23 protein-coding genes and 1 pseudogene are annotated in these 22,338 nt (G+C 72.8%); 11 read left to right on the plus strand and 13 right to left on the minus strand.

The features are described 5' to 3' along the window. Positions 1 to 538: 538 nt before the first annotated feature. Positions 539 to 1,231 (minus strand): metal-dependent transcriptional regulator, encoded by a 693-nt coding sequence (locus AB0M97_RS09255; protein WP_365960113.1) that lies wholly within the window; start codon positions 1,229 to 1,231, stop codon positions 539 to 541. 223 nt (positions 1,232 to 1,454) lie between these two features. Between AB0M97_RS09255 and AB0M97_RS09260 the strand changes: the two genes are divergently transcribed. Together AB0M97_RS09260 and AB0M97_RS09265 are read left to right on the plus strand one after the other, a co-directional pair. Then, on the plus strand, positions 1,455 to 2,210 hold the full coding sequence (locus AB0M97_RS09260) for an SIS domain-containing protein (RefSeq protein WP_365960114.1): 756 nt from the start codon (positions 1,455 to 1,457) through the stop codon (positions 2,208 to 2,210). Positions 2,211 to 2,366: 156 nt separating this feature from the next. After that, complete coding sequence (locus AB0M97_RS09265) at positions 2,367 to 3,770, plus strand: PAS domain-containing protein (protein ID WP_365960115.1); 1,404 nt, start codon at positions 2,367 to 2,369, stop codon at positions 3,768 to 3,770. Between the two features lie 345 nt (positions 3,771 to 4,115). On the opposite strand, the gene AB0M97_RS09270 is transcribed toward AB0M97_RS09265, so the two are convergent. After that, positions 4,116 to 5,216 (minus strand): citrate synthase 2, encoded by a 1,101-nt coding sequence (locus AB0M97_RS09270; protein WP_365960116.1) that lies wholly within the window; start codon positions 5,214 to 5,216, stop codon positions 4,116 to 4,118. A 334-nt stretch (positions 5,217 to 5,550) separates the two neighbouring features. Here AB0M97_RS09270 and pdxH point away from each other — a divergent pair, with 334 nt between their 5' ends. Further along, entirely contained in the window at positions 5,551 to 6,228 is a 678-nt protein-coding gene (gene pdxH, locus AB0M97_RS09275; protein ID WP_365960117.1) for a pyridoxamine 5'-phosphate oxidase, read from the plus strand. A 148-nt stretch (positions 6,229 to 6,376) separates the two neighbouring features. On the opposite strand, the pseudogene AB0M97_RS09280 reads toward pdxH, so the two are convergent. The 3 genes and pseudogenes from AB0M97_RS09280 to AB0M97_RS09290 all read right to left on the minus strand — a co-directional run. Continuing rightward, positions 6,377 to 6,451, minus strand: a pseudogene (locus tag AB0M97_RS09280) (enoyl-CoA hydratase); the annotation flags it as partial. A gap of 46 nt (positions 6,452 to 6,497) precedes the next feature. Then, positions 6,498 to 7,478 (minus strand): EamA family transporter, encoded by a 981-nt coding sequence (locus AB0M97_RS09285; RefSeq protein ID WP_365960118.1) that lies wholly within the window; start codon positions 7,476 to 7,478, stop codon positions 6,498 to 6,500. A gap of 182 nt (positions 7,479 to 7,660) precedes the next feature. Next, the gene (locus AB0M97_RS09290) at positions 7,661 to 10,561 is read right to left on the minus strand and encodes an FAD-binding and (Fe-S)-binding domain-containing protein (protein ID WP_365960119.1); all 2,901 of its coding nucleotides are present in this window, start codon (positions 10,559 to 10,561) and stop codon (positions 7,661 to 7,663) included. 124 nt (positions 10,562 to 10,685) lie between these two features. Between AB0M97_RS09290 and serC the strand changes: the two genes are divergently transcribed. Continuing rightward, entirely contained in the window at positions 10,686 to 11,804 is a 1,119-nt protein-coding gene (serC, locus tag AB0M97_RS09295; RefSeq protein WP_365960120.1) for a phosphoserine transaminase, read from the plus strand. A 75-nt stretch (positions 11,805 to 11,879) separates the two neighbouring features. On the opposite strand, the gene merB is transcribed toward serC, so the two are convergent. The 3 genes from merB to merA form a co-directional block, all read right to left on the minus strand. Then, the gene (gene merB / locus AB0M97_RS09300; protein ID WP_365960121.1) at positions 11,880 to 12,521 is read right to left on the minus strand and encodes an organomercurial lyase MerB; all 642 of its coding nucleotides are present in this window, start codon (positions 12,519 to 12,521) and stop codon (positions 11,880 to 11,882) included. 70 nt (positions 12,522 to 12,591) lie between these two features. Next, positions 12,592 to 13,023, minus strand: a complete 432-nt coding sequence (locus tag AB0M97_RS09305; protein ID WP_365960122.1) for a MerR family transcriptional regulator — start codon at positions 13,021 to 13,023, stop codon at positions 12,592 to 12,594. Positions 13,024 to 13,043: 20 nt separating this feature from the next. Then, complete coding sequence (merA, locus tag AB0M97_RS09310) at positions 13,044 to 14,480, minus strand: mercury(II) reductase (protein WP_365960123.1); 1,437 nt, start codon at positions 14,478 to 14,480, stop codon at positions 13,044 to 13,046. 107 nt (positions 14,481 to 14,587) lie between these two features. Between merA and AB0M97_RS09315 the strand changes: the two genes are divergently transcribed. Next, a complete protein-coding gene (locus AB0M97_RS09315) occupies positions 14,588 to 14,983 on the plus strand; it encodes a metalloregulator ArsR/SmtB family transcription factor (protein WP_365960125.1) in 396 nt (131 codons plus the stop codon). Positions 14,984 to 15,073: 90 nt separating this feature from the next. Next, positions 15,074 to 15,397: a divalent-cation tolerance protein CutA gene (gene cutA, locus AB0M97_RS09320; protein ID WP_365960126.1), complete on the plus strand. Its 324-nt coding sequence runs from the start codon at positions 15,074 to 15,076 to the stop codon at positions 15,395 to 15,397. Between the two features lie 105 nt (positions 15,398 to 15,502). Here cutA and AB0M97_RS09325 read toward each other — a convergent pair whose 3' ends face one another. Further along, positions 15,503 to 16,687 (minus strand): hypothetical protein, encoded by a 1,185-nt coding sequence (locus tag AB0M97_RS09325; protein ID WP_365960127.1) that lies wholly within the window; start codon positions 16,685 to 16,687, stop codon positions 15,503 to 15,505. A gap of 287 nt (positions 16,688 to 16,974) precedes the next feature. On the opposite strand from AB0M97_RS09325, the gene AB0M97_RS09330 reads away from it, so the two are divergent. The 3 genes from AB0M97_RS09330 to AB0M97_RS09340 all read left to right on the plus strand — a co-directional run bounded on the left by AB0M97_RS09330 (position 16,975) and on the right by AB0M97_RS09340 (position 18,322). Further along, positions 16,975 to 17,499, plus strand: a complete 525-nt coding sequence (locus tag AB0M97_RS09330) for a hypothetical protein (protein WP_365960128.1) — start codon at positions 16,975 to 16,977, stop codon at positions 17,497 to 17,499. A 104-nt stretch (positions 17,500 to 17,603) separates the two neighbouring features. Beyond that, entirely contained in the window at positions 17,604 to 17,816 is a 213-nt protein-coding gene (locus tag AB0M97_RS09335; protein WP_365960129.1) for a hypothetical protein, read from the plus strand. A gap of 29 nt (positions 17,817 to 17,845) precedes the next feature. After that, entirely contained in the window at positions 17,846 to 18,322 is a 477-nt protein-coding gene (locus AB0M97_RS09340) for a hypothetical protein (protein ID WP_365960130.1), read from the plus strand. Here AB0M97_RS09340 and AB0M97_RS09345 read toward each other — a convergent pair. Then, positions 18,319 to 18,498, minus strand: a complete 180-nt coding sequence (locus AB0M97_RS09345; protein WP_365960131.1) for a DUF397 domain-containing protein — start codon at positions 18,496 to 18,498, stop codon at positions 18,319 to 18,321. The genes AB0M97_RS09340 and AB0M97_RS09345 overlap by 4 nt on opposite strands. Further along, entirely contained in the window at positions 18,495 to 19,364 is an 870-nt protein-coding gene (locus tag AB0M97_RS09350; RefSeq protein WP_365960132.1) for a helix-turn-helix transcriptional regulator, read from the minus strand. Before AB0M97_RS09350 ends, AB0M97_RS09345 begins: the two co-directional genes overlap by 4 nt. Positions 19,365 to 19,552: 188 nt before the next feature. Here AB0M97_RS09350 and AB0M97_RS09355 point away from each other — a divergent pair, with 188 nt between their 5' ends. Continuing rightward, positions 19,553 to 19,972, plus strand: coding sequence for an ATP-binding protein (locus AB0M97_RS09355; protein WP_365960133.1), 420 nt, complete (start codon positions 19,553 to 19,555; stop codon positions 19,970 to 19,972). Between the two features lie 187 nt (positions 19,973 to 20,159). On the opposite strand, the gene AB0M97_RS09360 is transcribed toward AB0M97_RS09355, so the two are convergent. After that, on the minus strand, positions 20,160 to 21,008 hold the full coding sequence (locus AB0M97_RS09360; protein WP_365960134.1) for a helix-turn-helix transcriptional regulator: 849 nt from the start codon (positions 21,006 to 21,008) through the stop codon (positions 20,160 to 20,162). A gap of 18 nt (positions 21,009 to 21,026) precedes the next feature. Beyond that, on the minus strand, positions 21,027 to 21,794 hold the full coding sequence (locus tag AB0M97_RS09365; RefSeq protein ID WP_365960135.1) for a DUF6879 family protein: 768 nt from the start codon (positions 21,792 to 21,794) through the stop codon (positions 21,027 to 21,029). Between the two features lie 178 nt (positions 21,795 to 21,972). Between AB0M97_RS09365 and AB0M97_RS09370 the strand changes: the two genes are divergently transcribed. After that, positions 21,973 to 22,206, plus strand: coding sequence for a DUF397 domain-containing protein (locus tag AB0M97_RS09370; protein WP_365960136.1), 234 nt, complete (start codon positions 21,973 to 21,975; stop codon positions 22,204 to 22,206). Positions 22,207 to 22,338: the final 132 nt, after the last annotated feature.

Consider the following 22,338-nt stretch of genomic DNA (forward strand, 5'->3'; position numbering starts at 1 on the left):
CGTTCCGCTTGCCCCGCCACCCGCAGACTATCGAACCGTTATTCGAAAAAGCTGTCCTGGCGGACAACACCCCTCGTTCGAGTGACCCTCCGCCAGGAATGATCGCCTCCTCCAGGGGGAGATCTTCAGCGGGGGGCGGGCCGCTCGGGGACATCGGCCCGAAGGGAATGACCCTGGGAGCTCGGGGCTCCGGGTCAGCACAGGGGAGGACAGGCCCCGGCGCCGTTCGGCGCCGGGGCCCTCCACGTCTGTGCGGCACATCCTCCCCGCCCCCTCCCGGCCGGACGGCACCACCGTGCCGGACGGGCCGTCAGGCCCCGCTCACGCGACAGCGTCGCACGCGCGGCGCCGGAGCGCTGCGGTTCGCCGTACAGGATCTCCGATTCGGCGAGATCGCGGCACCGCCCCGGCTGACCCTGCGTCACCACAGCCCCGCGGCCCCGCAAACGCCCCGGAACGACCCCCACCACCGGCCCGGGGCACCGCTCAGCCGCCGGCCGGGGAAGCCGCGCTCAGCCCCCCGCCGGGGAACCGCCCCTCAGGGCTTCGCCACGAACACGTGCGACGCGACGTCCGCCTGCAGCTCGGCCGCCTCACCGCCGCTGCCCACGAGTACGCCGCCCGCCGACTCCGTGACGCTGACCACCGAGCCGGGCTGCACGCCCGCCCGCCGCAGCGTGTACATCAGCTGCGCGTCCGTCTGGATCGGCTCGCCGATCCGGCGCACCACGACCGTCTTGCCCTCCGCGCCCGGGTCGAGGTCGGCGAGCGACACCATGCCCTCGTCCAGGAACGGGTCGGCGCCGTCCTTCTCGCCCAGCTCCTCAAGGCCCGGGATGGGGTTGCCGTACGGCGACTCGGTCGGGTGGCGCAGCAGCTCCAGCACGCGCCGCTCGACCGCCTCGCTCATCACGTGCTCCCAGCGGCACGCCTCGGCGTGGACCTGCTCCCACTCCAGGCCGATCACGTCGACGAGCAGGCACTCCGCGAGGCGGTGCTTGCGCATCACGCGCGTGGCCAGCCGCCGGCCCTCGTCCGTGAGCTCCAGGTGCCGGTCGGTGGCGACGGACACCAGGCCGTCCCGCTCCATCCGCGCCACCGTCTGGCTCACCGTCGGGCCGCTCTGGTCGAGCCGCTCGGCGATCCGGGCGCGCATGGGGACCACACCTTCCTCCTCCAGCTCGAGGATGGTGCGGAGATACATCTCCGTGGTGTCGATCAGTCCGGACATGTGTGCCCCTCGGTGAGAATTGCCGGAGGCTCGGCGGCTCCGGCGTGTGCGCTGGCCCTGACCTCAATTCTGACGCATACCTCCGACAACCGTGCCCCGGCGGCGAAACGCGGGGGTCGCCGCGCCCCCGGCCGTGCCCGCCGTGCCCTCACGGCCGTATTGACACCGCACTGGTCCAGACCGCACCGTGATCCGCGACGCAGCCGCACCGAAGGGGTCCCGCATGAGCGACCGCAAGCCGGCCGACCAGTTCCTCGACGCGGCGATCGGCCTGCTCGGGCGGGTGCGGGACGAGGAGGGCGAGGCCATCGAGGCGGCCGGGGTGCTCCTCGCCGACACCGTGGCCTCAGGCGGGCGGCTGTTCGCGTTCGGCGCGGGTCACTCCTCCCTCGCCGCGCAGGACGTCGTGTACCGGGCCGGCGGTCTCGCCCTGATGAACCTGCTGGCCGTGCCGGGCGTCGTCGGCGTGGACGTCATGCCGGCCACCCTCGGCTCCGCCCTGGAGCGGGTCGACGGCCTGGCGAGCGCCGTGCTGGACACCTCGCCGGTCCGCGCGGGCGACGCCCTGGTGATCGTCTCGCTGTCGGGCCGCAACGCGCTCCCCGTGGAGATGGCGATGAGCGCCCGCGCACGCGGCGTGAAGGTCATCGGCGTGACCTCCGTCGCGTACGCCACCGGGACGACGTCCCGGCACGTCTCCGGGACGTTCCTGAAGGACCACTGCGACGTCGTCCTGGACTCGAAGATCGCGGTCGGCGACGCGGAACTCACCCTCGACTCCGTCCCGGTGCCCTTCGCGCCCGCCTCCACGGTCGTCACCTCGGCCCTCGTGCAGGCCATGGTGGCGACCGCGGCCGGGGCCCTCGCCGACCGGGGCATCGAGCCGCCGCTGCTGCGCTCGGGCAACGTGGACGGCGGCCACGACTGGAACAGGCGCGTCATGGAGCAGTACGGCGACCGGATCTTCTACCGGCGCTGACGCCGCCGCCCCCCGGCGGACATCGGCTCTCGGACGTACAACGATTCCCGCAATCTTGCGGGAACCCGGTGTGCGCTGAGTCACGTTCAAGTTGAATGATGGCACGTACGCGAACCGACGCGCCGTACGAACGGACGCAGCCTGCAGGGGGTCCAGGTGAGTGCTTCCCGGCGTAGTGGGACCACCGACGAGCTGGGGCCCGAGGGGCCCGAGCCGCCCGAGCGGGACGGCGCGGACCTCCTCGCCGCGCTCCTCGACGGGATGGACGCGGCCCTGTGCGCCTTCGACGCCGACGGCGTCGTGACCCACTGGAACCGGGAGGCCGAGCGGATCCTCGGCTGGAGCGCCGCCGAGGCCGTGGGCCGCAAGGGCCTGACCGGGTGGGCGGTGCGCAGCGCCGACGCCGAGGAGGTCGAGGCGCGCCTGATGTCGGCGATGAACGCGCCGGGCCGGCAGGTGCACGAGTTCGCGCTGCTGACCAAGGACGGCGGCCGGGTGCTCGTGCGGACCCAGTCGGCCGCCGTGCCCGGCCCGGACGGCAGGCCGGCGGGGCTGTACTGCGCGTTCAGCGAGGTGCACGCGCAGATCGACCTGGAGCGGTCCATCGCCCTGAGCGAGGCCCTGTTCGAGGACGCGTCGTGGGGTGTCGTGCTGGTCGATGCCGACCTGCGGCCCGCCGTCGTCAACGCGCACGCCGCACGCGCGCTGGGCGTCGGCCGTACGTCCGTCCTGGGCCGCCCGCTGGGCGAGCTGCTCGCGCAGGGCGTCGAGGAGCTGGAGAGCGCGCTCACGCACGTGCTCGCGGAGGGCGCGCCGCCCGCGCCGGCCGAGATCTGGGTGAGCGTGCGCACACCGGAGGGCGCGAAGCGGCGCTGCTGGAGCTGCGGTTTCGTGCGGCTGGCGTCGCCGCTCGCGGAGGAGCCGGTGCCGCTCGGCGTCGGCTGGCTGTTCCAGGACGTCACCGAGGCCCGGCAGAGCGCGCAGGAGGCGTCGCTGCTGCGTTTTCGCACCAACCAGCTGCACCGCGCCGCGCGGGCCGCCGCCGAGTGCGAGAGCCCCGGGGAGGCGGCGACCGTGCACCTGGACTTCGCGCTGGCCGGTTTCGCCGACCACGCCGTCGTGGACCGCGTACTGGGCGATCCGGCGGGCGAGGACGACGGCGAGTCGGTGCGGCTGGTGCGGGTCGTGGCGACCCCGTCGGGCGCGCCGGGCCCGAGCGCCCTGGGCGGCGCGGCGGGGCTGCCCGTGCGGTACGCGCCGGGGCATCCGGCGCTGCAGTGCGTGGCCCGGTCGGGGTCGGTGCGCGCGAGCGCCGGGTCGGTGCCGGCGGAGCAGGCGCGCGCGTGGGCGCTGGCCCGGCAGTGGCCCGAGGACACGGTGCACGCGCTGTCCGCGGTGCTGCGCAGCCGGGGCCGCACCCTCGGCGCCGTGACGTTTCTGCGGGGTGCGGGACGCAGTTCCTTCGAGCGCTCCGACACGGCCTACGCCGAGGACGTCGCCGCCCGTATCGCCGCGGCGCTGGACCTGGCGGCGGCGCTGGAGGGCACGGAGGCGCAGTGACCGGCCCGGCCCGTCCCGTCCGACCCCGATGGCCGCGCCCCGATCGCGGCTTCTTCGAAAAAGGACTTGAACGGGCGGAGCGCCGCTTCTTAAGGTGGCTGCACTTCGGAAAGGAGGTGGTTCGGCAGATGTATGCATACCGGACGGAAGAGGTGACCGCGGGCTAGCGTCCGTCGTCGTACTCGGTTCGGCGCCGGACCAGCGTGTGCCAGTCGCACGCAGCCGGCCAATCCAACGCAGTCACCCGACCCGCGGGCTGCCGGTACGTCCGGCCGGCTCCTCTCTCCGAGGAACCCAGCCCGCGGGTCGCTGCGTTGTGCGTGGCGTGGTGAGGTCGCCCGCGGGTCAGCGGGCGATGTCCTCGTAGCCCTCGATCTCGCGCGGGTCGCGGGGGCCCGGCCCGACGTAGCGGGCGGACGGGCGGACCAGGCGGCCGGTGCGCTTCTGCTCCAGGATGTGCGCGGACCAGCCGGCCGTGCGGGCGCAGGTGAACATGGACGTGAACATGTGCGCCGGGACCTCGGCGAAGTCCAGGACGATCGCCGCCCAGAACTCCACGTTGGTGGCGAGCACCCGGTCCGGGCGGCGGTTGTGCAGTTCGGTCAGCGCCGCCTTCTCCAGGGCCTCGGCGACCTCGAAGCGCGGGGCGCCCAGCTCGCGGGCCGTGCGGCGCAGCACCCGGGCGCGCGGGTCCTCGGCGCGGTAGACGCGGTGCCCGAAGCCCATCAGGCGCTCGCCGCGGTCGAGGGCCTTCTTGACGTAGGCCTCGGCGTCCCCGGTGCGCTCGATCTCCTCGATCATGCCGAGGACGCGGGAGGGGGCGCCGCCGTGCAGCGGGCCGGACATGGCGCCCACGGCGCCGGACAGCGCGGCGGCCACGTCGGCGCCGGTGGAGGCGATGACGCGGGCCGTGAAGGTGGAGGCGTTCATGCCGTGCTCGGCGGCGCTGGTCCAGTAGGCGTCTACAGCGGCGACGTGCTTGGGGTCGGGCTCGCCGCGCCAGCGGATCATGAACCGCTCCACGACGGACTGGGCCTTGTCGATCTCGCTCTGCGGGACCATCGGCAGGCCCTGGCCGCGGGCGGACTGGGCGACGTAGGACAGGGCCATGACGGCGGCGCGGGCGAGGTCCTCGCGGGCCTGCGCCTCGTCGATGTCCAGGAGCGGTTTCAGGCCCCACACGGGGGCGAGCATGGCGAGCGCCGACTGGACGTCCACGCGGATGTCGCCGGAGTGGACGGGGATCGGGAACGGCTCGGCGGGCGGCAGGCCGGGGTTGAAGGCGCCGTCCACGAGCAGGCCCCAGACGTTGCCGAAGGAGACGTGGCCGACGAGGTCCTCGATGTCGACGCCCCGGTACCGCAGGGCGCCGCCCTCCTTGTCCGGTTCGGCAATCTCCGTCTCGAACGCGACGACTCCTTCGAGTCCGGGTACGAAGTCGGACATCAGGCGGCTCCTCGTGATGTGTGCGACAGATGGTGTTGTGGGGTGGGACGACCATGTGTCAGGCAGTGGCCAAAGAGGCGTCGTCCGGTGGATCCACGGCCCTGACGGCTCGCGGTCCTGGACGTCACCCCTGTCATGCCCCGCACGGCCGGCGGTCACCCAACCGGAAGGGCATCAGCACGATATCCCCGAGTGCCACCGTTGGGGAGAGGTTGCGGCACTGAGTGCCAGGCAGTGACGAAGGCCACCGTGCGCCGCGGGAGGGACGGCCACGTGTGGACATCTTCCCCGGGGCGGCCCCTGGGGCGGCTTTCGCATACGGCAGGATGACCGGGTGACCGACCGAGACTCCTCCCACACCGTCCCCTTCGACCTCGCGTCGATGCGCAAGCAGTACCGGGCCGAAGGGCTCCTGGAGTCCGGTCTGGCCGCCTCGCCCGTAAAGCAGTTCGCGCGCTGGTTCCAGCAGGCCGCGACGGAGGGCGGGCTGTTCGAGCCGAACGCGATGGTGGTCTCGACGGCGAACGCCGAGGGGCGGACGAGTTCCCGCACCGTGCTGCTGAAGCACTTCGACGAGCAGGGCTTCGTCTTCTACACGAACTACGGCTCCCGCAAGGGCCGCGACCTGGCCGAGAACCCGTACGTGTCCCTGCTGTTCCCGTGGCATCCGATGGCCCGGCAGGTCATCGTGACGGGTTCGGCGCGGCGCACCGGCCGTGACGAGACGGCGGCGTACTTCCGTACGCGCCCGCACGGCTCGCAGCTCGGGGCGTGGGCCAGCGCCCAGTCGTCGGTGATCACCGACCGTGCCGACCTGGACGCGGCGTACGAGGAGCTGGCGGCGCGCTATCCGGAGGGTGAGCAGGTGCCGGTGCCGCCGCACTGGGGCGGTTTCCGGGTGGTCCCGGAGACGGTGGAGTTCTGGCAGGGCCGCGAGAACCGGCTGCACGACCGCCTGCGGTACGTGGCGGAGCCGGGCGGCGGCTGGCGGGTGGAGCGGCTCAGCCCCTGAGGACGCGACGGTCCTGGGCGGGTCGGGCGTGCGGCGCGATCATGTGCCCGGGTCGTGTGCGACGGCCGGGCGGCTCAGGCCGGCGCCTCGTCCAGCAGGGCCGCCCACTGGGCGACCACGCGCTCACGGCGGGCGGTGTCGTCGGTGGCAGGGCCTCGGGGGCGGCCATACGCAGACCGTCCGGGACGGGGGCGAGGACGGCGTCCACGTCGTCCCCGGCCGCTGAGCAGGCCGGTGTCAGGCGACCGCGAGCCCTCCTGGCGCCGCGTTCACGCCGTCGGTGTCGACCCCGGCACCGACGCCTGCGCCCTCGTCTTCCCCCGGCCGCCCATCTGGGTGCGCACCGCGCCCATGCTCGCCACGATGACCAGGGCGATGGCCAGGGCCTCCGTCGGCTGCAGAGTCTGGCTCAGGACGAGGAAGCCGGCCGTCGCCGCGAGCGCCGGTTCCAGGCTCATCAGGATGGCGAAGGTCGAGGCGGGCAGGTGGCGCAGCGCCAGGAGTTCGAGGGTGTACGGCAGCACGGAGGACAGCAGCGCCACGGCCGCGCCCAGCGCGATCGTCGTCGGCTCGGTCAGCTTCGGCCCGGACTCCGCGATGCCCAGCGGCAGGCACAGCACGGCCGCCACCACCATCGCCAGCGCCAGCCCGTCGGCCTGCGGGAACCGGCGTCCGGTACGCGCGCTGAAGATGATGTACGCCGCCCACATCGCGCCCGCCCCGAGTGCGAAGGCGACTCCCACCGGGTCGAGGCTGCTGAAGCCTCCGCCGCCGAGCAGGAAGACGCCCGCGAGGGCCAGGGCCGCCCACAGCACGTTGATCACGCGGCGTGAGGCGAGGACGGACAGGGCGAGGGGGCCGAGGACTTCGAGGGTGACCGCGGGGCCCAGCGGGATGCGGGCGACGGCCTGGTAGAAGAGGGCGTTCATCGCGCCCATGGCCACGCCGAAGACGACGACCGTGGTCCAGTCGGCGCGCGAGTGGCCGCGCAGCCTGGGCCGGCAGATCACCATCAGCACGATCGCCGACACCAGCAGCCGCAGCGTGACGACGCCCAGGGCGCCCGCCCGCGGCATCAGGCTCACGGCCAGCGCGCCGCCGAACTGGACCGAGACGCCCCCGGCCAGGACCAGGCCCACCGGACCCAGCGAAGCCCGGCGGCCGGGCGTACCGGACGGGGCCTCGCCGTGGCCCGGCGACAGGGCTGCCGAGGCCGGGGTGGACGGGGTGGCGGCGCTGGGCGTGGTCACGGGGCCTTCCAGGGGCTCGGCGTTCGATGCGGGGCGTCCAGGATCGCGCACGGAGGCGTCCAGGATCGTGGACTTTCCGGTCCAGGGTAATGGACTCGGTCAGGGGCGTGAACCCCTATGTTCCTGACATGGTCGCGGACTTCCTCCCCGGCCGCCACCGCCTTCCGGCCCCGGCCGGGGGCTCACCGTGCGCGGGGGCGGCCCTCGTCCCGTTCCGCGCCCTCGCCCTCCAGCGCCGCAGCCAGCACCTCCGCGAGGTGCCTCCCGCGGACGCCCGCGAGCTGCTCCAGCTGCGTCCGGCAGGAGTAGCCGTCGGCGAGGACCTCCGCCCCGGCCGGGGCCTCGCGCACCGCGGGGAGCAGCTGGTCCTCCGCGCAGGCCGCGGAGACGCCGTAGTGGCCCTTCTCGAAGCCGAAGTTGCCGGCGAGTCCGCAGCAGCCCCCGGCCAGCTCGCCCGTGAGGCCCGCCGCGGCGCGCAGGCGGCGGTCGGCGGCGTCGCCGAGGACGGCGTGCTGGTGGCAGTGGGTCTGGCCGGTCACGGGGCGGTCGACGCGCGGCGGGGTCCAGTCGGGGGCGAGCTGTTCCAGCGCCTCGGCGAAGGTGACGACCCGGGCGGCGAGGCGTGCCGCGCGCGGGTCGTCGTGCAGCAGCTCGGGCAGGTCGGTGCGCAGGGCGGCGGCGCAGCTCGGCTCCAGGACGACGACCGGGACGCCGGCCTCCAGCACGGGTGTCATCAGGTCGAGCGTGCGGCACATGACCGTACGCGCCCGGTCCAGCTGCCCCGTGGAGACGTAGGTGAGTCCGCAGCAGACCCGGGAGCGGGGACGCAGCGCCGCGAGGGGGCTCAGGAGCCGGGTCCGGCCGTCGCCCACGGGCGCGTGGCGCAGCCGCAGCGTCGGCGGGAGCGCGAGGCGCAGTCCCGCCGCCTGGAGGACCCGTACGGCGGCGCGGCCCACGGACGGTGACAGGTGCTCGGTGAAGGTGTCCGGCCACAGCACCACGAGCGGGCCGGTACCGGCCGCGGGGGCCCGCCGGGTCCTCCACCACGAGGTGAACGTCCGGGCCGCCAGCCGCGGGATGTCCCGCTCGGCCGCGACGCCGCCCGCCCGCTTGGCGAGCGCCGCGAGCGGACGCAGGGACGCCAGCGCGTTGACCGGCCGGGCCGCCCGCAGCCGGGACGTCAGGCTCAGCCACTGCGGCAGCCGGCCCAGCGTGTGGTGGGCGGCCGGGCGGCGGCGGCCGGCGTAGTGGTGGTGCAGGAACTCGGCCTTGTAGGTGGCCATGTCGACGCCGACCGGGCAGTCGGAGCGGCAGCCCTTGCAGGACAGGCACAGGTCGAGCGCGTCCCGTACCTCCGTCGACCGCCAGCCGCCGGTGACCAGTTCGCCGGCGAGCATCTCGTGCAGCAGCCGGGCACGCCCGCGCGTGGAGTGCTCCTCCTCGCCGGTCGCCCGGAACGACGGGCACATGACGGCAGGGCCCGTCACCCGCGCCGTACGGCACTTGGCGACCCCGACGCAGCGGCGCACGGCCGCGGAGAAGTCACCGCCGTCGGCGGGGTAGCCGAAGGCCACGTCGACGGGTTCGCGGGGCAGCGCCGCGAAGCGCAGGTCCGTGTCCAGGGGGGCCGGGCGGACCAGCACGCCGGGGTTGAGCAGGTCGTCGGGGTCCCAGACGCCCTTGGCGCGTTCGAACAGCGCCACCATGTCCGTGCCGTACATGCGGGGCAGCAGTTCGGCGCGCGCCCGGCCGTCGCCGTGCTCGCCGGACAGGGAGCCGCCGTGGGCGACGACGAGGTCGGCGAGTTCCTCGGAGAAGCGCCGGAAGCGGGCGATCCCGGTGCCGGTCAGCAGGTCGAAGTCGATCCGGACGTGAATGCAGCCGTCGCCGAAGTGCCCGTACGGCGTGCCGCGCAGGCCGTGGGCCGACAGCAGCCCCCGGAACTCGCGCAGGTAGGCGCCGAGCCGGGCCGGTGGCACCGCGCAGTCCTCCCAGCCGGGCCAGGCCTCCGTGCCGTCCGGCATGCGGGTCGCCGTGCCGGACGCGTCCTCGCGGACGCGCCACAGGGCGCGCTGCCCGGCCGGGTCTGTCACGACGAGGAAGTCCAGGACGTCCGCGGCCCGCACGATCGCGTCGGCACGCGCGTGCGCCTCGGCGGGCGTGTCCCCGCCGGTCTCCACGAACAGCCAGGCGCCGCCCCGGGGCAGCGCGGCCGGGGACGGCACGAGGTCGGCGGCCATGCCCTCGACGGTCAGCGGCCGGTGCGGCAGCAGCCCGGCCGCCGCCTCCGCCGCCGCGCTCTCGTCGGCGTACCCGAGCACGGCCAGCGCACTGGCGCGGGGCGCCTCCACCAGCCGGACGACCGCCTCCGTCAGGACGCCGAGGGTGCCCTCGGAGCCGCAGAAGGAGCGGGCGACGTCCGCGCCGTTCTCGGGCAGCAGGGCGTCCAGGGCGTAGCCGGAGATACGGCGGGGCAGCTCGGGGAAGCCGGTGCGCAGCCGGGCGAGTCCGCCGTCGGCGAGGGCCCGCAGTCCGTCCGGGGCACCGGCCCAGTCCCGGCCGAGCCGCAGCCGTTCGCCGCGCGCGGTGAGCACCGACAGTTCACGCACGCTGTCCGCCGTCGTCCCCCAGGCGACCGAGTGGGAGCCGCACGCGTTGTTGCCGATCATGCCGCCGAGGGTGCAGCGGCTGTGGGTGGAGGGGTCGGGCCCGAAGCGCAGGCCGTGCGGGGCGGCGGCCTCCTGGAGGCGGTCGAGGACGAGCCCCGGCTGGACGACGGCGGTCCGCGTCCCCGGATCGAGGGACAGCAGCCGGTTCATGTGCCGGGTGAAGTCGAGCACCACGCCCGTGCCGGTGGCCTGCCCGGCGATGGACGTCCCGCCCCCGCGCGCCACGACCGGCACGCCGTGCCCGCGGCAGACGTCGAGTACGGCGGCCACGTCGTCGGCGTCGCGCGGCGCGACCACCCCCGACGGGACGCGCCGGTAGTTGGACGCGTCCATGGTGACGAGCGCCCGGTCCGTGACACCGAACCCGACCTCGCCCCGGACGACTGCGCGCAGCTCGGCCTCGAGATCCGTCATGCGTCAAGGAAACAGCGGGCACCCGGGTGAGGGCGAGACCGCCGGGGACCATACGGGTCGCCGGCCGTCTCACCCGACGGACGACGTTTCGCCCAGGTTTCCCGGAACGGCTACGCTCCCCTGCGTGGCTGAGATCCGGATTCCCGATGACATCAAGCCCGCCGACGGACGTTTCGGCGCGGGTCCCTCCAAGGTGCGGACGGAGGCGCTCGACGCCCTCGCCGCGACCGGCACGTCCCTCCTCGGCACCTCTCACCGCCAGGCTCCGGTGAAGAACCTGGTCGGCAAGGTCCGTGAGGGCATCAGCGAGCTGTTCCAGCTCCCCGACGGCTACGAGGTGGTCCTCGGCAACGGCGGCTCCACCGCGTTCTGGGACATCGCGACGCACGGCCTGATCGAGAACAGGTCGCAGCACCTCAGCTTCGGCGAGTTCTCCTCCAAGTTCGCCAAGGCGGCCAAGCTGGCCCCCTGGCTGGCCGAGCCGGACGTCGTCTCCGCCGACCCGGGCACCCACCCCGAACCGGTCGCCGCGGCGGGCGTGGACGTGTACGCGTTCACCCACAACGAGACCTCGACGGGTGTCGCCATGCCGGTCAGGCGGGTGGCGGGCGCCGACGAGGGCGCGCTGGTGCTGGTCGACGCCACCTCGGGCGCGGGCGGCCTGCCGGTCGACATCGCCGAGACGGACGTCTACTACTTCGCGCCGCAGAAGTCCTTCGCCTCCGACGGCGGCCTGTGGATCGGCGTGTTCTCCCCGGCCGCGATCGAGCGCGCCGAGCGGATCCACGCGTCCGGCCGCCACGTCCCGGAGTTCTTCAGCCTGCCGACGGCGATCGACAACTCCCGCAAGAACCAGACGTACAACACCCCGGCCCTCGCCACGCTGTTCCTGCTGGACCAGCAGCTGGAGTGGATCAACGGCCAGGGCGGCCTGGACTGGTCGGTCCGCCGCACGGCGACCTCCGCGCGGACGCTGTACGGCTGGGCGGAGGACGTGAAGTTCGCCAGCCCGTTCGTCACCGACCCGGCGAAGCGGTCGACCGTCATCGGCACGATCGACTTCACGGACGAGGTGGACGCCGCCGCCGTGGCGAAGGTTCTGCGCGCCAACGGCATCGTCGACACCGAGCCGTACCGCAAGCTCGGCCGCAACCAGCTGCGCGTGGCGATGTTCCCGGCGATCGACCCGGCGGATGTCGAGGCGCTGACGAAGTGCGTCGACTACGTGATCGAGAAGCTGTAGTCCGTCGCTCGACGACGAGGAGGGGCGCCCGGTGTTGTGCCGGGCGCCCCTCGCACGTTCCGCCCCGGGCGGTGCTCAGCAGCAGCCGGACGGGGAGTCACCGGCGAGGATCTGCCGGACGAGCGGCAGTTCCACGGCGTAGGCGTCGGCCACCGGCAGCACCGCGGCCCCGGGATGGCGGGCCAGCCATTCTCCGGCGGCCCCGGTGCCGGTGAAGAAGTGAATCTCGTTGCAGAAGCCGGTGCGGAGCGAGGCCGGGGCGTCGCAGGCGACGAGAGAGACGACCGCGGTGGCCGGCCGCACGTCGGCGGGCCCGTCCGGGGTCACGGTCAGGCGCACCGGCTCGCCGGTGGCGTGGCAGGGGGAGGTCACCCGGGCGGTGTGGCCGAGGACCGCGGGGAAGACCAGGGTGTCGAGCGCGCACCAGGTGTACAGGGTGCGGCCGTCGGCCTCGTACCGGTGCGGGGTGGGGTTGAGGGTGAGGCCGTAGCCGGTGATGCGGCCCTCGGTGTCGTACTCGGTGTCGGGCATGGCCGCGAGCACCTGGCGGGTCTCGTCGGCGGTGCGGCCGGTCGCGGCGGCGAGCCGGTCGACGGTGACCGGCTCACCGGCGGCCAGCAGCCTCAGCAGGGGCCGCAGCAGGGAGAGTTCCAGGCCGGGGGCGCTGTTGAGCGCGTTGGTGAAGCGTGCGGCGAAATCCCGGGTGTCGGTGTCCACGACGGAGGTCCTTCCTGGGGAGGGATGGGGCCGATGAGAGGGACCGTAGGGTCTGACCCCGGGGTGAGGGTCAACAGCGCGGGGCGCACCGGGGGTCACCTGCCCAGCACAGGTCCTGTGCGGCCAGGTCGGCGCGGTGGGCGGACTCGAACGCCTCGATCCGGGCCAGGACGCGCTGCTGGGCAGCGATGCGTTCCAGGACGCGCTCGCGGGAACGGCGCAGCAGGTCGGCCAGGTGCGCGCCGGCGGGGCGGCCGGTGGCGTCGGAGGGTGTGGTGGCGAGCCGGCGGATCTCGGCGACGGTCAGGCCGAGGCCGCGCAGCCGGCCGATGAACCGGACGCACCACAGGGCGTCGGCGGCGTAGAGCCGGTAGTTGGCCGGGCTGCGGCCCAGGGTGTAGATGAGGCCGAGGTCGGTGTACTCGCGGAGTGTCTTGACCGGCACCCCGGTTCGGCGGGACAGCTCGCCGACGGTCATCGGCCGCTCCGGGCTCCCACTCATGATCCGGTCCTCCCGGTGTCTCATCCGGCGCAGCAGGACAGCTTGGTGACGTCGCGGGTGTAGGCCTGGGCGGCCAGCTTGAGCCCCTCGGCCATGGTCAGGTACGGGCACCACAGGTCGGCCAGCTGCCGCACGGTCATGTCGTTGGCGAGGGCGTACACGGCGGCGGCGATGACGTCACCCGCGCCCTCGGCCAGTACGTGCGCCCCCAGCAGGCGGCCGGTGGCGGCGTCGGCGACGAGTTTGATCAGGCCGCGGGTGTCGCGGTTGACCAGTGCGCGCGGCACGTACTCCAGCGGCAGGACCCGGCAGTCGCACGTATGTCCCTGGGCGGAAGCCTGGGCCTCGGTGAGGCCGACGGAGGCGATGGCCGGGGTGGTGAAGGTGACCCGCGGCAGGTGGTGGTGGTCCACCGTGCGCCCGGCGCCGTCGAAGGCGTTGTCGGCCACGAGGGCACCGTGGGCGGAGGCGACGTAGACGAACTGGGGGTGCCCGGTGACGTCCCCTGCCGCCCAGATCCGCGGGTTGGCCGTGCGCAGTTGCCGGTCGACGGCCACTTCGCCGCGTTCGCCGGTTGCCACCCCGACCGCGTCCAGGCCAAGGCCGTCGGTGACCGGTCGGCGGCCGGTGGCCACCAGCAGCTCGGTGGCGCGCAGGTGCAGCTCGCGGCCGTCGCCGGTACGGGCGGTGGCCGCGATGCCGTCGGCGTCCCGGCGCACCGCGGTCAGACGGGTGTGCGTGTGGACGGTGATGCCCTCGTCGGCGAAGACGTCCTCCAGGGCGGCGGAGATCTCGGGTTCCTCACGGGAGGTCGGGCGGCTGCGCGCGACCACGGTGACCTTGCTGCCCAGGCGGGCGAAGAGCTGGGCCTGCTCCAGGCCGACGTACCCGGCGCCCAGGACCAGCAGGCTCTCTGGCAGCGCGTCCAGGTCCATGGCGGTGGTGGAGGTCAGCCAACCCGCCTCCCGCAGGCCTTCGACGGGCGGCGCCCACGGTGCCGAGCCGGTGGCGATCAGGTAGTGCGCGGCCTCGATCCGGCGGCTCTCACCACCCCTCGCGACGACCTCCAGGGCCGGGGCGTCCGGGCTGCCGGTGAAGCGGGCGGTGCCCGTCAGGATGTGCCAGCCGTACTCGGCGGCCAGGCCGGTGTACTTCTCCGCCCGCAGCCGCTGGACCAGTGTGCTCTTGCCGTCGATCAGCGCGTCGAAGTCCACCGGCCCCGCCTCGGTACGGATGCCGGGGAAACGCCGGCCCTCCAGCGCGCCGCGGCGGGCCTCGGCGGCGGCCAGCAGCGCCTTGGACGGCACGCAGCCGGTGTTCACGCACGTACCGCCCGTCGTGGCGCGTTCGACCATCACGACCGAGCGGCCCTTGCGCCGCGCAGCGATCGCCGCGGCGAACGCGCCGCCGCCGGAGCCGATGACCGCCAGGTCGTAGCCGTTGTCCGCTGCGCTCACCGCGGCCTCCTCCCGTGCGGGCCACGTGTGACCGGGCACCGCTGCTATGCGCCTTGCCGAATAGCTCGTCGCCACCCTACTATGCGGACAGGCGAATAGTTCAAGTGGTGGAGACGCTCATGCCCGACCGCGCCACCGCTCCCGGCCCCTCCACCGAGGAGGGCGTGCGGGAGGTGCCGTGCACCCATCTGGACACGGTGGCGAGGTTCTTCCGCGCCCTGTCGGACCCGACCCGGCTGAAGCTGCTGGAGTACATCCTTCGCGGTGAGCGCACCTCGGCCGACTGCGTCGACCACGCCGGCATCTCCCAGCCGCGGGTCTCGGTGCACCTGTCCTGTCTCACCGACTGCGGCTACGTCACCGCCCGCCGCGACGGCAGGAAACTGCGCTACTCCGTCGGCGACCCGCGCGTGGCCGACCTGATCGTCCTGGCCCACTCGCTGGCCGCGGACAACGCCGCCGCCCTGACCTGCTGCCCCCGCATCCCCGGCGACCAGGGCTGACCAGCGAGGACCGCCACCACCGCCTTGCCCGCCGCCACCGGCCCGCACGCCGGTTAGGGTCGGGACACTCCCGGCTTGAAAGGTAGGGGCATGACCGACATCGTGATCGCGCAGACCACCATCGACGACGAGGACCGGGCGAAGGCGCTGGCGCGGGGCGCGGTCGAGAGCGGGCTGGCGGCGTGCGCTCACGTCGACGCGCCGTTCACCGCCTTCTACCGGTGGCAGGACAAGGTCGAGACGGCCCAGGAATGGCGGATCTCCTACAAGACGACCACGGACCGGCTCGCGGAGCTGGAGGCCTGGGTGGCCGGGAAGCACTCCTACGACGTTCCCGAGTGGATCACTCTCCCCGTGACCGGCGGGTCGGACGCCTACCTGTCGTGGGTCGTCGAGGAGACGAGCCGGAACTGACCAGTCGCACGGCCCTGCGCGGCGGCTGGGGTCGGAGGGCGCGAGCCGCCGCGACGGCCCCGCCGGGTTTCCGGCGGGGCCGTCGCGGGTGAAGGGGTGTGCCGCTCAGGACCAGGTGACGATGACGGCGCCGGGAGCGCCCTTGGCGCCCGTGGCGCCCTGGGAGCCGCGGTGGCCGTAACCGCCCTCGTCCCCGTGGATGCAGTCGCCGGCCGCGGTGCCGAGATTGGGTTCGTAGCAGCCGCCCTTGCCGCCGCTGCGGCCCCAGCCGCCGGCACCTCCGGTGCCTCCGTCGCCACCGGCCCCGTAGGGGGCCGCGGCGCCCTTGCCCGGTGCGCCGCCCGCACCGCCCGCGCCTCCGTCGCCGCCCTTCGTACGACCGTTCAGGATGCCTTCGCCTCGCTGGCCGGCCGCGCCTTCCCGTCCGACCGCGCCCGCGCCACCGGTGCCGCCGACGGAACCGTTCTCGTTCTTCCAGGCGCTCTTGCAGTCGAAGTAGTTGTAGATGGCGTTGAGGCCCTTGCCTCCGCCGCCGCCCGCGCCGGGCCGGGTGGCGCCGGCTCCGCCGCCGCCCGCGCCGCCCTTCTTCTCGCCTCCGTAGCCGCCGCCTCCGCCGCTGCCGCTGTTGCCGCCCGCGCCGGGAACGCCTCCTTCGCCACCGCGTGCCTCCAGGCCGTTGACGAAGGACGAGCCGCCCGTCCGCCCCTTGGCGTCGGCCTTCTGGCCCGCGGCACCGCCCTTGCCGTTGCCGCCTCCGCCGGCGGTCAGCGGGCTTCCGCTGCCTCCGCTTCCCCACGTCTCGTCCTCGCGGGCACCGGCACCGCCGACGGCTCCGGCCCCTCCGTCGCCCACGGTGATGCGCAGGAACGAGGCGGCGTCCTTCTGCAGCACGCACTGCAGGCGGGCACCGGAGGCGCCACCCCCGCCCCCGCCGCCACCGGCGCCCCCACCGCCACCGCCGCCGCCACCTCCGGCGTTGGCCCACGAGCGACCTCCGCCTCCGCCTCCCCCACCACCGGCTCCGGCGGCACCGCCGCCGCCCCCGCCGCCACCGCCGCCGGCTCCGTAGATGTCGACGACGACCCGACTCGCCCCGTACGGCACCTGGAAGGTGTACTCGCCCGGCGTCAGGAACTCCTTCCTCTTCGCCTCCTCCGCCTGCACCGGGGCGCCGATCCCCAGGGGCAGCAGCGAGCCGGTCACCACCACCGCCACGAGCGCGACGCGGCGGCCGAACCGCCGCACGGGGGACCTCTCGGTGGACACAGCGCTGTCTGATGTGCGCGGCATGCCGCTCCTTCGAGTCACCGATCCTCGATGGCCGGCGGGTCTGCCGGATGGCGGCCCGCCCGGTGAGCGGGGACCCGCCGCCGCCCCGCACAAGGGCGGGCGCGGGCGGTCCCCGGAACTCACAGACAGCCAAACGATCATGGCCCGGTGCCGTTACGCCGTTCGGCCGTGCCGGGTTTCCGCCTCGTCGGTACAACTCGCCGCCCGGCCCGGCGGTCTCAAGAGGAGAGGTCCGGCCGGTCTCCGCGGGCGGGGCCGCAGGAGCACCGCGTCCGCAGGGGGAGACGATGAGCCGGCTGAGCTGGTTGTGGGAGGACGGCAAGAGCCAGGAGGAGGAGGCCTGGGACTGCTTCGTCGAGGCATGCGGCGAGTACGGCGAGGCCAGGCGACGGCTGTTCGAAACCGACCCGCTGCCGTCGGTGCGCAAGGCGCTGGCAGGCGGGGACGGGCGGTTCGCCGCGCTGCAGTTGCTCAGGGACGTGGGCTGGGACCGCCCGGAACTCGTCCAAGCCGTCGTGCCCGAGCTGTACGCGTGCTCCCTCGGCCTCGGACCGCCCGGCATCTTCGCCCGGCTCGTACTGCGGCGGCTCGGCGAATCCGGGCACAGGTACGCCGAGGACCTGCCTACCCAGCTGGCCCCCTTGGTCGCCGCCACGCTGCGGGAGGAGGTGACCGACGTCTTCGCCATGAACGCCCTGGGGATGCTGATGGACGACGTCGGCGATCCCGCCCTGCTGGCACGGTGGCGTGAGGCGGTGAGCGCCTCTCCGGACGAGGACGTACGCGAACTCCTGGAACTGTTCGAGGATTAGGGCCCAACCGCCCACGAACCGCCGCTCGAACTGCCGCTGGTGGCCTTCGAGTCCTCCTAGGGTCCCGGTACGCCCTCATACCGCAGGACAATCAGGAGGTTTCCATGAAGAACATTCGCCCCGCCGCGGGTGCCGCCGCCACCGTCGCGGCTGCCGCGCTCGTTCTCGGCGGAGCGGGCACCGCGTCGGCCCAGCCGGCGTCGAAGCCCCGGCAGATCACGTCGGCGCAGTTGCAGCTCCACCTCACCGAGGCAGTCGAGCAGGAGCGCACGGCCGCCACCTCCTGCGTCCCGAGCTGCGCCGGTCAGGCCGTGTAGCAGTCCACTGGGCCGACGAGGAGGCAGAGATGAGCACCGCGGACCGTTCCGAGACAGGCAGGACCTGGTGTCCGAGCGGCAAGGCCGACGCACCGGAGTCGGTGGTACTGGGCGTGCGGTCCGGGCAGGGCGGGGAGGTCGTCTACCTCGCCGATCCCGTGCCGGCCGGAGACGTCCTCCCGGTCGTCCCGAAGGATGTCGAGCCGACCCGGGTACTGCGCTTCGCGTCGCACTGCGTCAGCAACTGCCTGCACCGCAGGGGCCATGACTGCACCCTGGTGGAGCGGGTGGCGGCGACGCCGGCGGACGAGAGCCGGAACGTGCCGCGGTGCCATCTGCGCGCGCACTGCAAGTGGTGGGTGCAGGTCGGCGTGGACGGCTGCCGACGGTGCCCGGCCCTGGCGACGGCCGTCGTCGAGGGCGACGACCTGGGCGCGCTGATCGCCGACCCCGCCACCACGATGGAGCAACTGGACGCGTGGGTGGCGGAGGCCGCCCGGACCTAGCGGAACTGTCGCACGAACGCGTGCCAGCTGTCGCGGGAGACGGTGAGGAGAGGGCCGTCCTGCTGCTTGCTGTCGCGGACGGCTCGGCCACCGGGAGCGGTGTCGGCGACCTCGACGCAGGCGTTCTCCTGTCCCGAGTACGACGACTTCCAGAAGGGGCCTATGACCTCGGTCACGATGAGTTTTCCTCCAAGCTCCGCAGCACGCCTCGGATGAGCTTCGCACTCGCGTCCGGCGCCAACGCCGACGATCGTAGTAGGTCGTATGCATTGGCGTAAGCGGCAAGGTCCTCCGCCCCTTCAAGGACCGACGTGCCCCGGAGATTGTCCATGGCGACTGCTTCGACCGTCGGCTCCTCGTCGAAACTGAAGGAGTAGAAGGCGGAGGAGTAACCGGCCAAGACGCCCGCGCTGAACGGCAGCACCTGCACTGTCACGTTCTTCCGCTTGCCGGTCTCAAGAATTGCGGACAGTTGCTCCCGGTGAATCTCGACGCTCACCAGCGGCTGCGCGACGACCGCTTCCCAGAGGATGGCCGTGTACGACGCTCCGCCCTCTTCGATCTTCGCCTGCCGACCTATGCGAACCTTCACCAGCTGAGTGACCCGTTCGGGTTCGATGTAGTGGGGACCACCGGCGATGACCGCCTCCGCATACGCCGGAGTTTGCAGAAGTCCCGGCACCATGACCGGCTGCCATTCGCGGATATACGTCGCGTCGTCCTCCAACGCGATGTGGTCGAGGTAATCCGGTTGCAGATGCGCCGCGTGCTCCAGCCACCAGCCCCGGTTCTTGGAGTGCTTGGCCAAATCCTCCAGCTTGGCCCGCACTGCCGGGTCCGTGACTCCGTACGCGTCCAACAGCAGCCGGACCTCGATGACGCGCGGGGTGGCGTGTCCGCTCTCGATTCGGCTGATCCTGGCCTGACTTGACGCGATCACCTCGGCGGCCTGCGGCTGATCCAGCTTGGCGGCCTGCCGGTACTGCCTGAGCGCCGCGCCCAGGCGCCTGCTGCGCACCGTCGGCCGTCCACCTGCGGGCATGGGACCTCCCCTCTCCGTCGGCAACCATGCCACACAGCCAGTCAACACTGGGAGGTATCACACCATCGAGTGAGACGAGTGAATGTATTCCTGAGTTCAGGTTGTGCGAGTACCGAATACCTCCATAGCGTCATCAAGGCGCCGACAGAACGCGCACCTTGGCGACGTGTCAGGAGGTAGGCACCCCCATGCCCGCAACCGAAACCTTCCTCATCCCCCAACACAAACGGCACGTGCTCCGCGCCCGGCAGCGTGTGCGCAAGGTCCTCGCCGACTGGGGCGTCACCGGTGAACTGGCCGACGGCGTGACCCTCCTGGCCAACGAACTCGTCACCAACGCCGTGACCCACTGCCGGGTCTCCTACGCCCGGACCAGGGTCACGCTGACCCTCCACGGCACCGAGTTACTCCTGGAGGTCTCCGACCCGGACCGGGACCGGCTCCCCCGGCTCCACGAGCCCCACCCGGACGAGGAAGGCGGACGCGGACTGGCACTGGTCGCGGCGCTGGCCGACGCCTGGGGGTGCCGGCAGGAGCCGTACACCAAGTGCGTGTGGGCCAGGTTCGCGCTCGCGGGGGCGGAGGAACATGTTCCGGCTGGTTCGTGACGCGGTCACCCGACGCCTCACCGGCAACAACACGGTGAACGACGGCGACCTCGCCCGGGAGGTCCGCACCCCCGACCCATACGTATGGCGGCTCCCGAACCCGTACGACGCCCGCTGGCGCCGCTGGGTCAAACGCTCCCGCGCTGCCGGTCGCTACCTGCCGTTCCCCGCCGAAGAGGCCTGTTGGCTAGACCTTGATGCTCCGCCGGACCCGCGCGATGACCTGCTGGGCGTCCGTGCCGAAGACTGCCGCGTCCGCGAAGGTGTCCCAGACGCGGCGGTAGAGGGCAATCGTTTCGGCGTCGTCGAGCCACAGCTCGGCGTGCCAGTCCTCGACCACGACCAGGCGTTCGTCAATCACCCAGAAAGCGTTCGCGGGGGACAGGGACAGCGGCGCGTCCATTGGAACGATCCCCAGGTGAACGGTGTTCATCCCCACCACGCCCAATAGACGATCCAGTTGAGCGGCGAGCACCTCGGGCGGGCACACCTGGGCCCGCAGCGCTCCCTCCCACATCACCACGTTCAATCGTCTGCCCGGCCGGTACAGCCACTCCTGCCGTCTCATACGGGCCCGGACTGCTTCCTCCGCGTCCCGCGGGGACCTCTGGAGTTCGGCATGACCTTCGAAGACGTGCCGGGCGTAGTCGGCCGTCTGAAGCAACCCGCAGATGATGCTGTTCTCCCACACGTGCAAGGCATGGGAGTCGGAGACGAGGGCGTTCCATGTTTCCTGGACCGGGCGATGTCCCGCCGCGAGCTGGCGCCGCCATGAGCGGATCTGGCTCTCGAAGCCCTTGAGACGTGCGCGTAGCTCATCGAAGACGGCGGGCTGTCCAGTGGCCTCGGCCCAGGCCCGCAGGTCGTCGTCCGTCGGCGTCTGCCGACCGTTCTCCAGCTTGCTGACCTTGGACTGTTGCCATCCCAGCCTTTGAGCCAGCTGGGTACCGGTGAGGCGACCGAGAGGGCCTTCGACCCGCAGTTCCCGGAGCCGACGCCCCAGCTCCTCGCGCGCCCTCTGATAGTCGGTGCCCACCGGTACCCGCTCTTGTCCTTACACGTCGCTACTCATTCCTGCCGCGAACTGCTCCCGCAGTACAGCGTGATGCCAAGCAGCATCGCGCACCCTGGAGCAACGCACCACCTCTGCTGGCTCAGTGATCAGGTCCACGTGTGTGAGCTGATCGTCGTCATCGAACCTCAGTAGCGCGATGAGGCGACTGTCGAACAGCCAGAAGTCCTCGGCGGGCAGCTGAAGCCGGTCCGCGTCGGCTCGCCACATGTTGCGGATGTCCTCGCCGTTGCGAATGTTCCACTTGGCGCTTTCGAAGAGGTAGCGCTGACCCGTGGTGGCGGGCTGGTCCACGATGCGCACCCGCTCGATCCGTTTTCCCTGGGCGACTTGGGCGCGGACCATGTCGCCCCACCGCCTGGCCTCCTTGCTTTCGACCCAGTCCTCGTCGACCCTCCCGGTCTCGATGAACTGCGCCCAGCGGTCGCCGGCCTCATCGCTCGCGTAGCGCCGCCGCGTCTCCAGCCGCCACGCGGTGTGTTCGAACTTGTCGAACAGACCGGCGAACTCGGCGAGTCCGATCGTCTTCACCTGACGTGTCCGCTCCTTCGGCGACCAGTCCACCAGCAGATCTCGGGGCACTACCACCGCGACCTCCCCCTCCGAGAGGTGCTGGAGCTGGGCGAGGTCCTCGGGATCGGTCAGCGGTGGACCGTGCACGATGACTTCACCACTGTCCAGGTCCTCATGCACCGACGGGCATCCGCCCCCGACGCTCCCGGTTCCGTTGAACCGCAGTCTGCGTGCCATGCGCGACAACCCCCTTGGGTCTCAACGATGTTGCGCGCCCAGCATGCTGGTGGCTCTGCGTGAATGTCCATGCATCCAGGGTGACCGCATGAGAATATCGGGGAATATTCTCCTCTCCGGTGCCCTCCTCCTCCCTACGGTCGTCCCACCGAGCCACCCCGACCAGGAAGGGCCAGCCATGCCCGACGGACATGACCTCTACCGACTCGACCTCTCCCACGCCGCGTTCGTGACGGCGTGCGGCGGCAACACCCACCCGGACGGTGAGTCCTGCGTGACCCTCGCCCGGATCGGGGACGACGCCTGGGCGCTGGGCGACAGCAAGCGGCCCGACGTTCCGCCCCTGCGGTTCACCACGGAGGAACTGAGCGTGGCCGGGATCGACCCCACCCGCTTCGGGCTCGCCCTCTGATCCTCCCGCCGCTCCCGCCGTTCCGGCCCGCCCCCCATGGGACGCTGTTGGTTAATCCGGGCCGTGATGCTTCGCCCCGTCGAGTTGCTCGGCGGGGCGAAGCCTTGCGAAGTGGCTGGTGCGGGTGCGGGC

It is taken from the genome of Streptomyces sp. NPDC051207, from assembly GCF_040682395.1.
Lineage (GTDB): Bacteria > Actinomycetota > Actinomycetes > Streptomycetales > Streptomycetaceae > Streptomyces.

Excerpts from the sequence above, each read along its gene's own strand:
- AB0M97_RS09255 (WP_365960113.1), bottom strand. The coding sequence starts at position 1,231 with ATGTCCGGACTGATCGACACCACGGAGATGTATCTCCGCACCATCCTC.
- AB0M97_RS09370 (WP_365960136.1), top strand. The coding sequence starts at position 21,973 with ATGCCCGACGGACATGACCTCTACCGACTCGACCTCTCCCACGCCGCG.
- AB0M97_RS09270 (WP_365960116.1), bottom strand. The coding sequence starts at position 5,216 with ATGTCCGACTTCGTACCCGGACTCGAAGGAGTCGTCGCGTTCGAGACG.
- AB0M97_RS09365 (WP_365960135.1), bottom strand. The coding sequence starts at position 21,794 with ATGGCACGCAGACTGCGGTTCAACGGAACCGGGAGCGTCGGGGGCGGA.
- AB0M97_RS09325 (WP_365960127.1), bottom strand. The coding sequence starts at position 16,687 with ATGCCGCGCACATCAGACAGCGCTGTGTCCACCGAGAGGTCCCCCGTG.
- AB0M97_RS09305 (WP_365960122.1), bottom strand. The coding sequence starts at position 13,023 with ATGAGTGGGAGCCCGGAGCGGCCGATGACCGTCGGCGAGCTGTCCCGC.
- AB0M97_RS09290 (WP_365960119.1), bottom strand. The coding sequence starts at position 10,561 with ATGACGGATCTCGAGGCCGAGCTGCGCGCAGTCGTCCGGGGCGAGGTC.
- AB0M97_RS09350 (WP_365960132.1), bottom strand. The coding sequence starts at position 19,364 with ATGCCCGCAGGTGGACGGCCGACGGTGCGCAGCAGGCGCCTGGGCGCG.
- AB0M97_RS09330 (WP_365960128.1), top strand. The coding sequence starts at position 16,975 with ATGAGCCGGCTGAGCTGGTTGTGGGAGGACGGCAAGAGCCAGGAGGAG.
- AB0M97_RS09355 (WP_365960133.1), top strand. The coding sequence starts at position 19,553 with ATGCCCGCAACCGAAACCTTCCTCATCCCCCAACACAAACGGCACGTG.
- AB0M97_RS09260 (WP_365960114.1), top strand. The coding sequence starts at position 1,455 with ATGAGCGACCGCAAGCCGGCCGACCAGTTCCTCGACGCGGCGATCGGC.
- AB0M97_RS09335 (WP_365960129.1), top strand. The coding sequence starts at position 17,604 with ATGAAGAACATTCGCCCCGCCGCGGGTGCCGCCGCCACCGTCGCGGCT.
- AB0M97_RS09340 (WP_365960130.1), top strand. The coding sequence starts at position 17,846 with ATGAGCACCGCGGACCGTTCCGAGACAGGCAGGACCTGGTGTCCGAGC.
- cutA (WP_365960126.1), top strand. The coding sequence starts at position 15,074 with ATGACCGACATCGTGATCGCGCAGACCACCATCGACGACGAGGACCGG.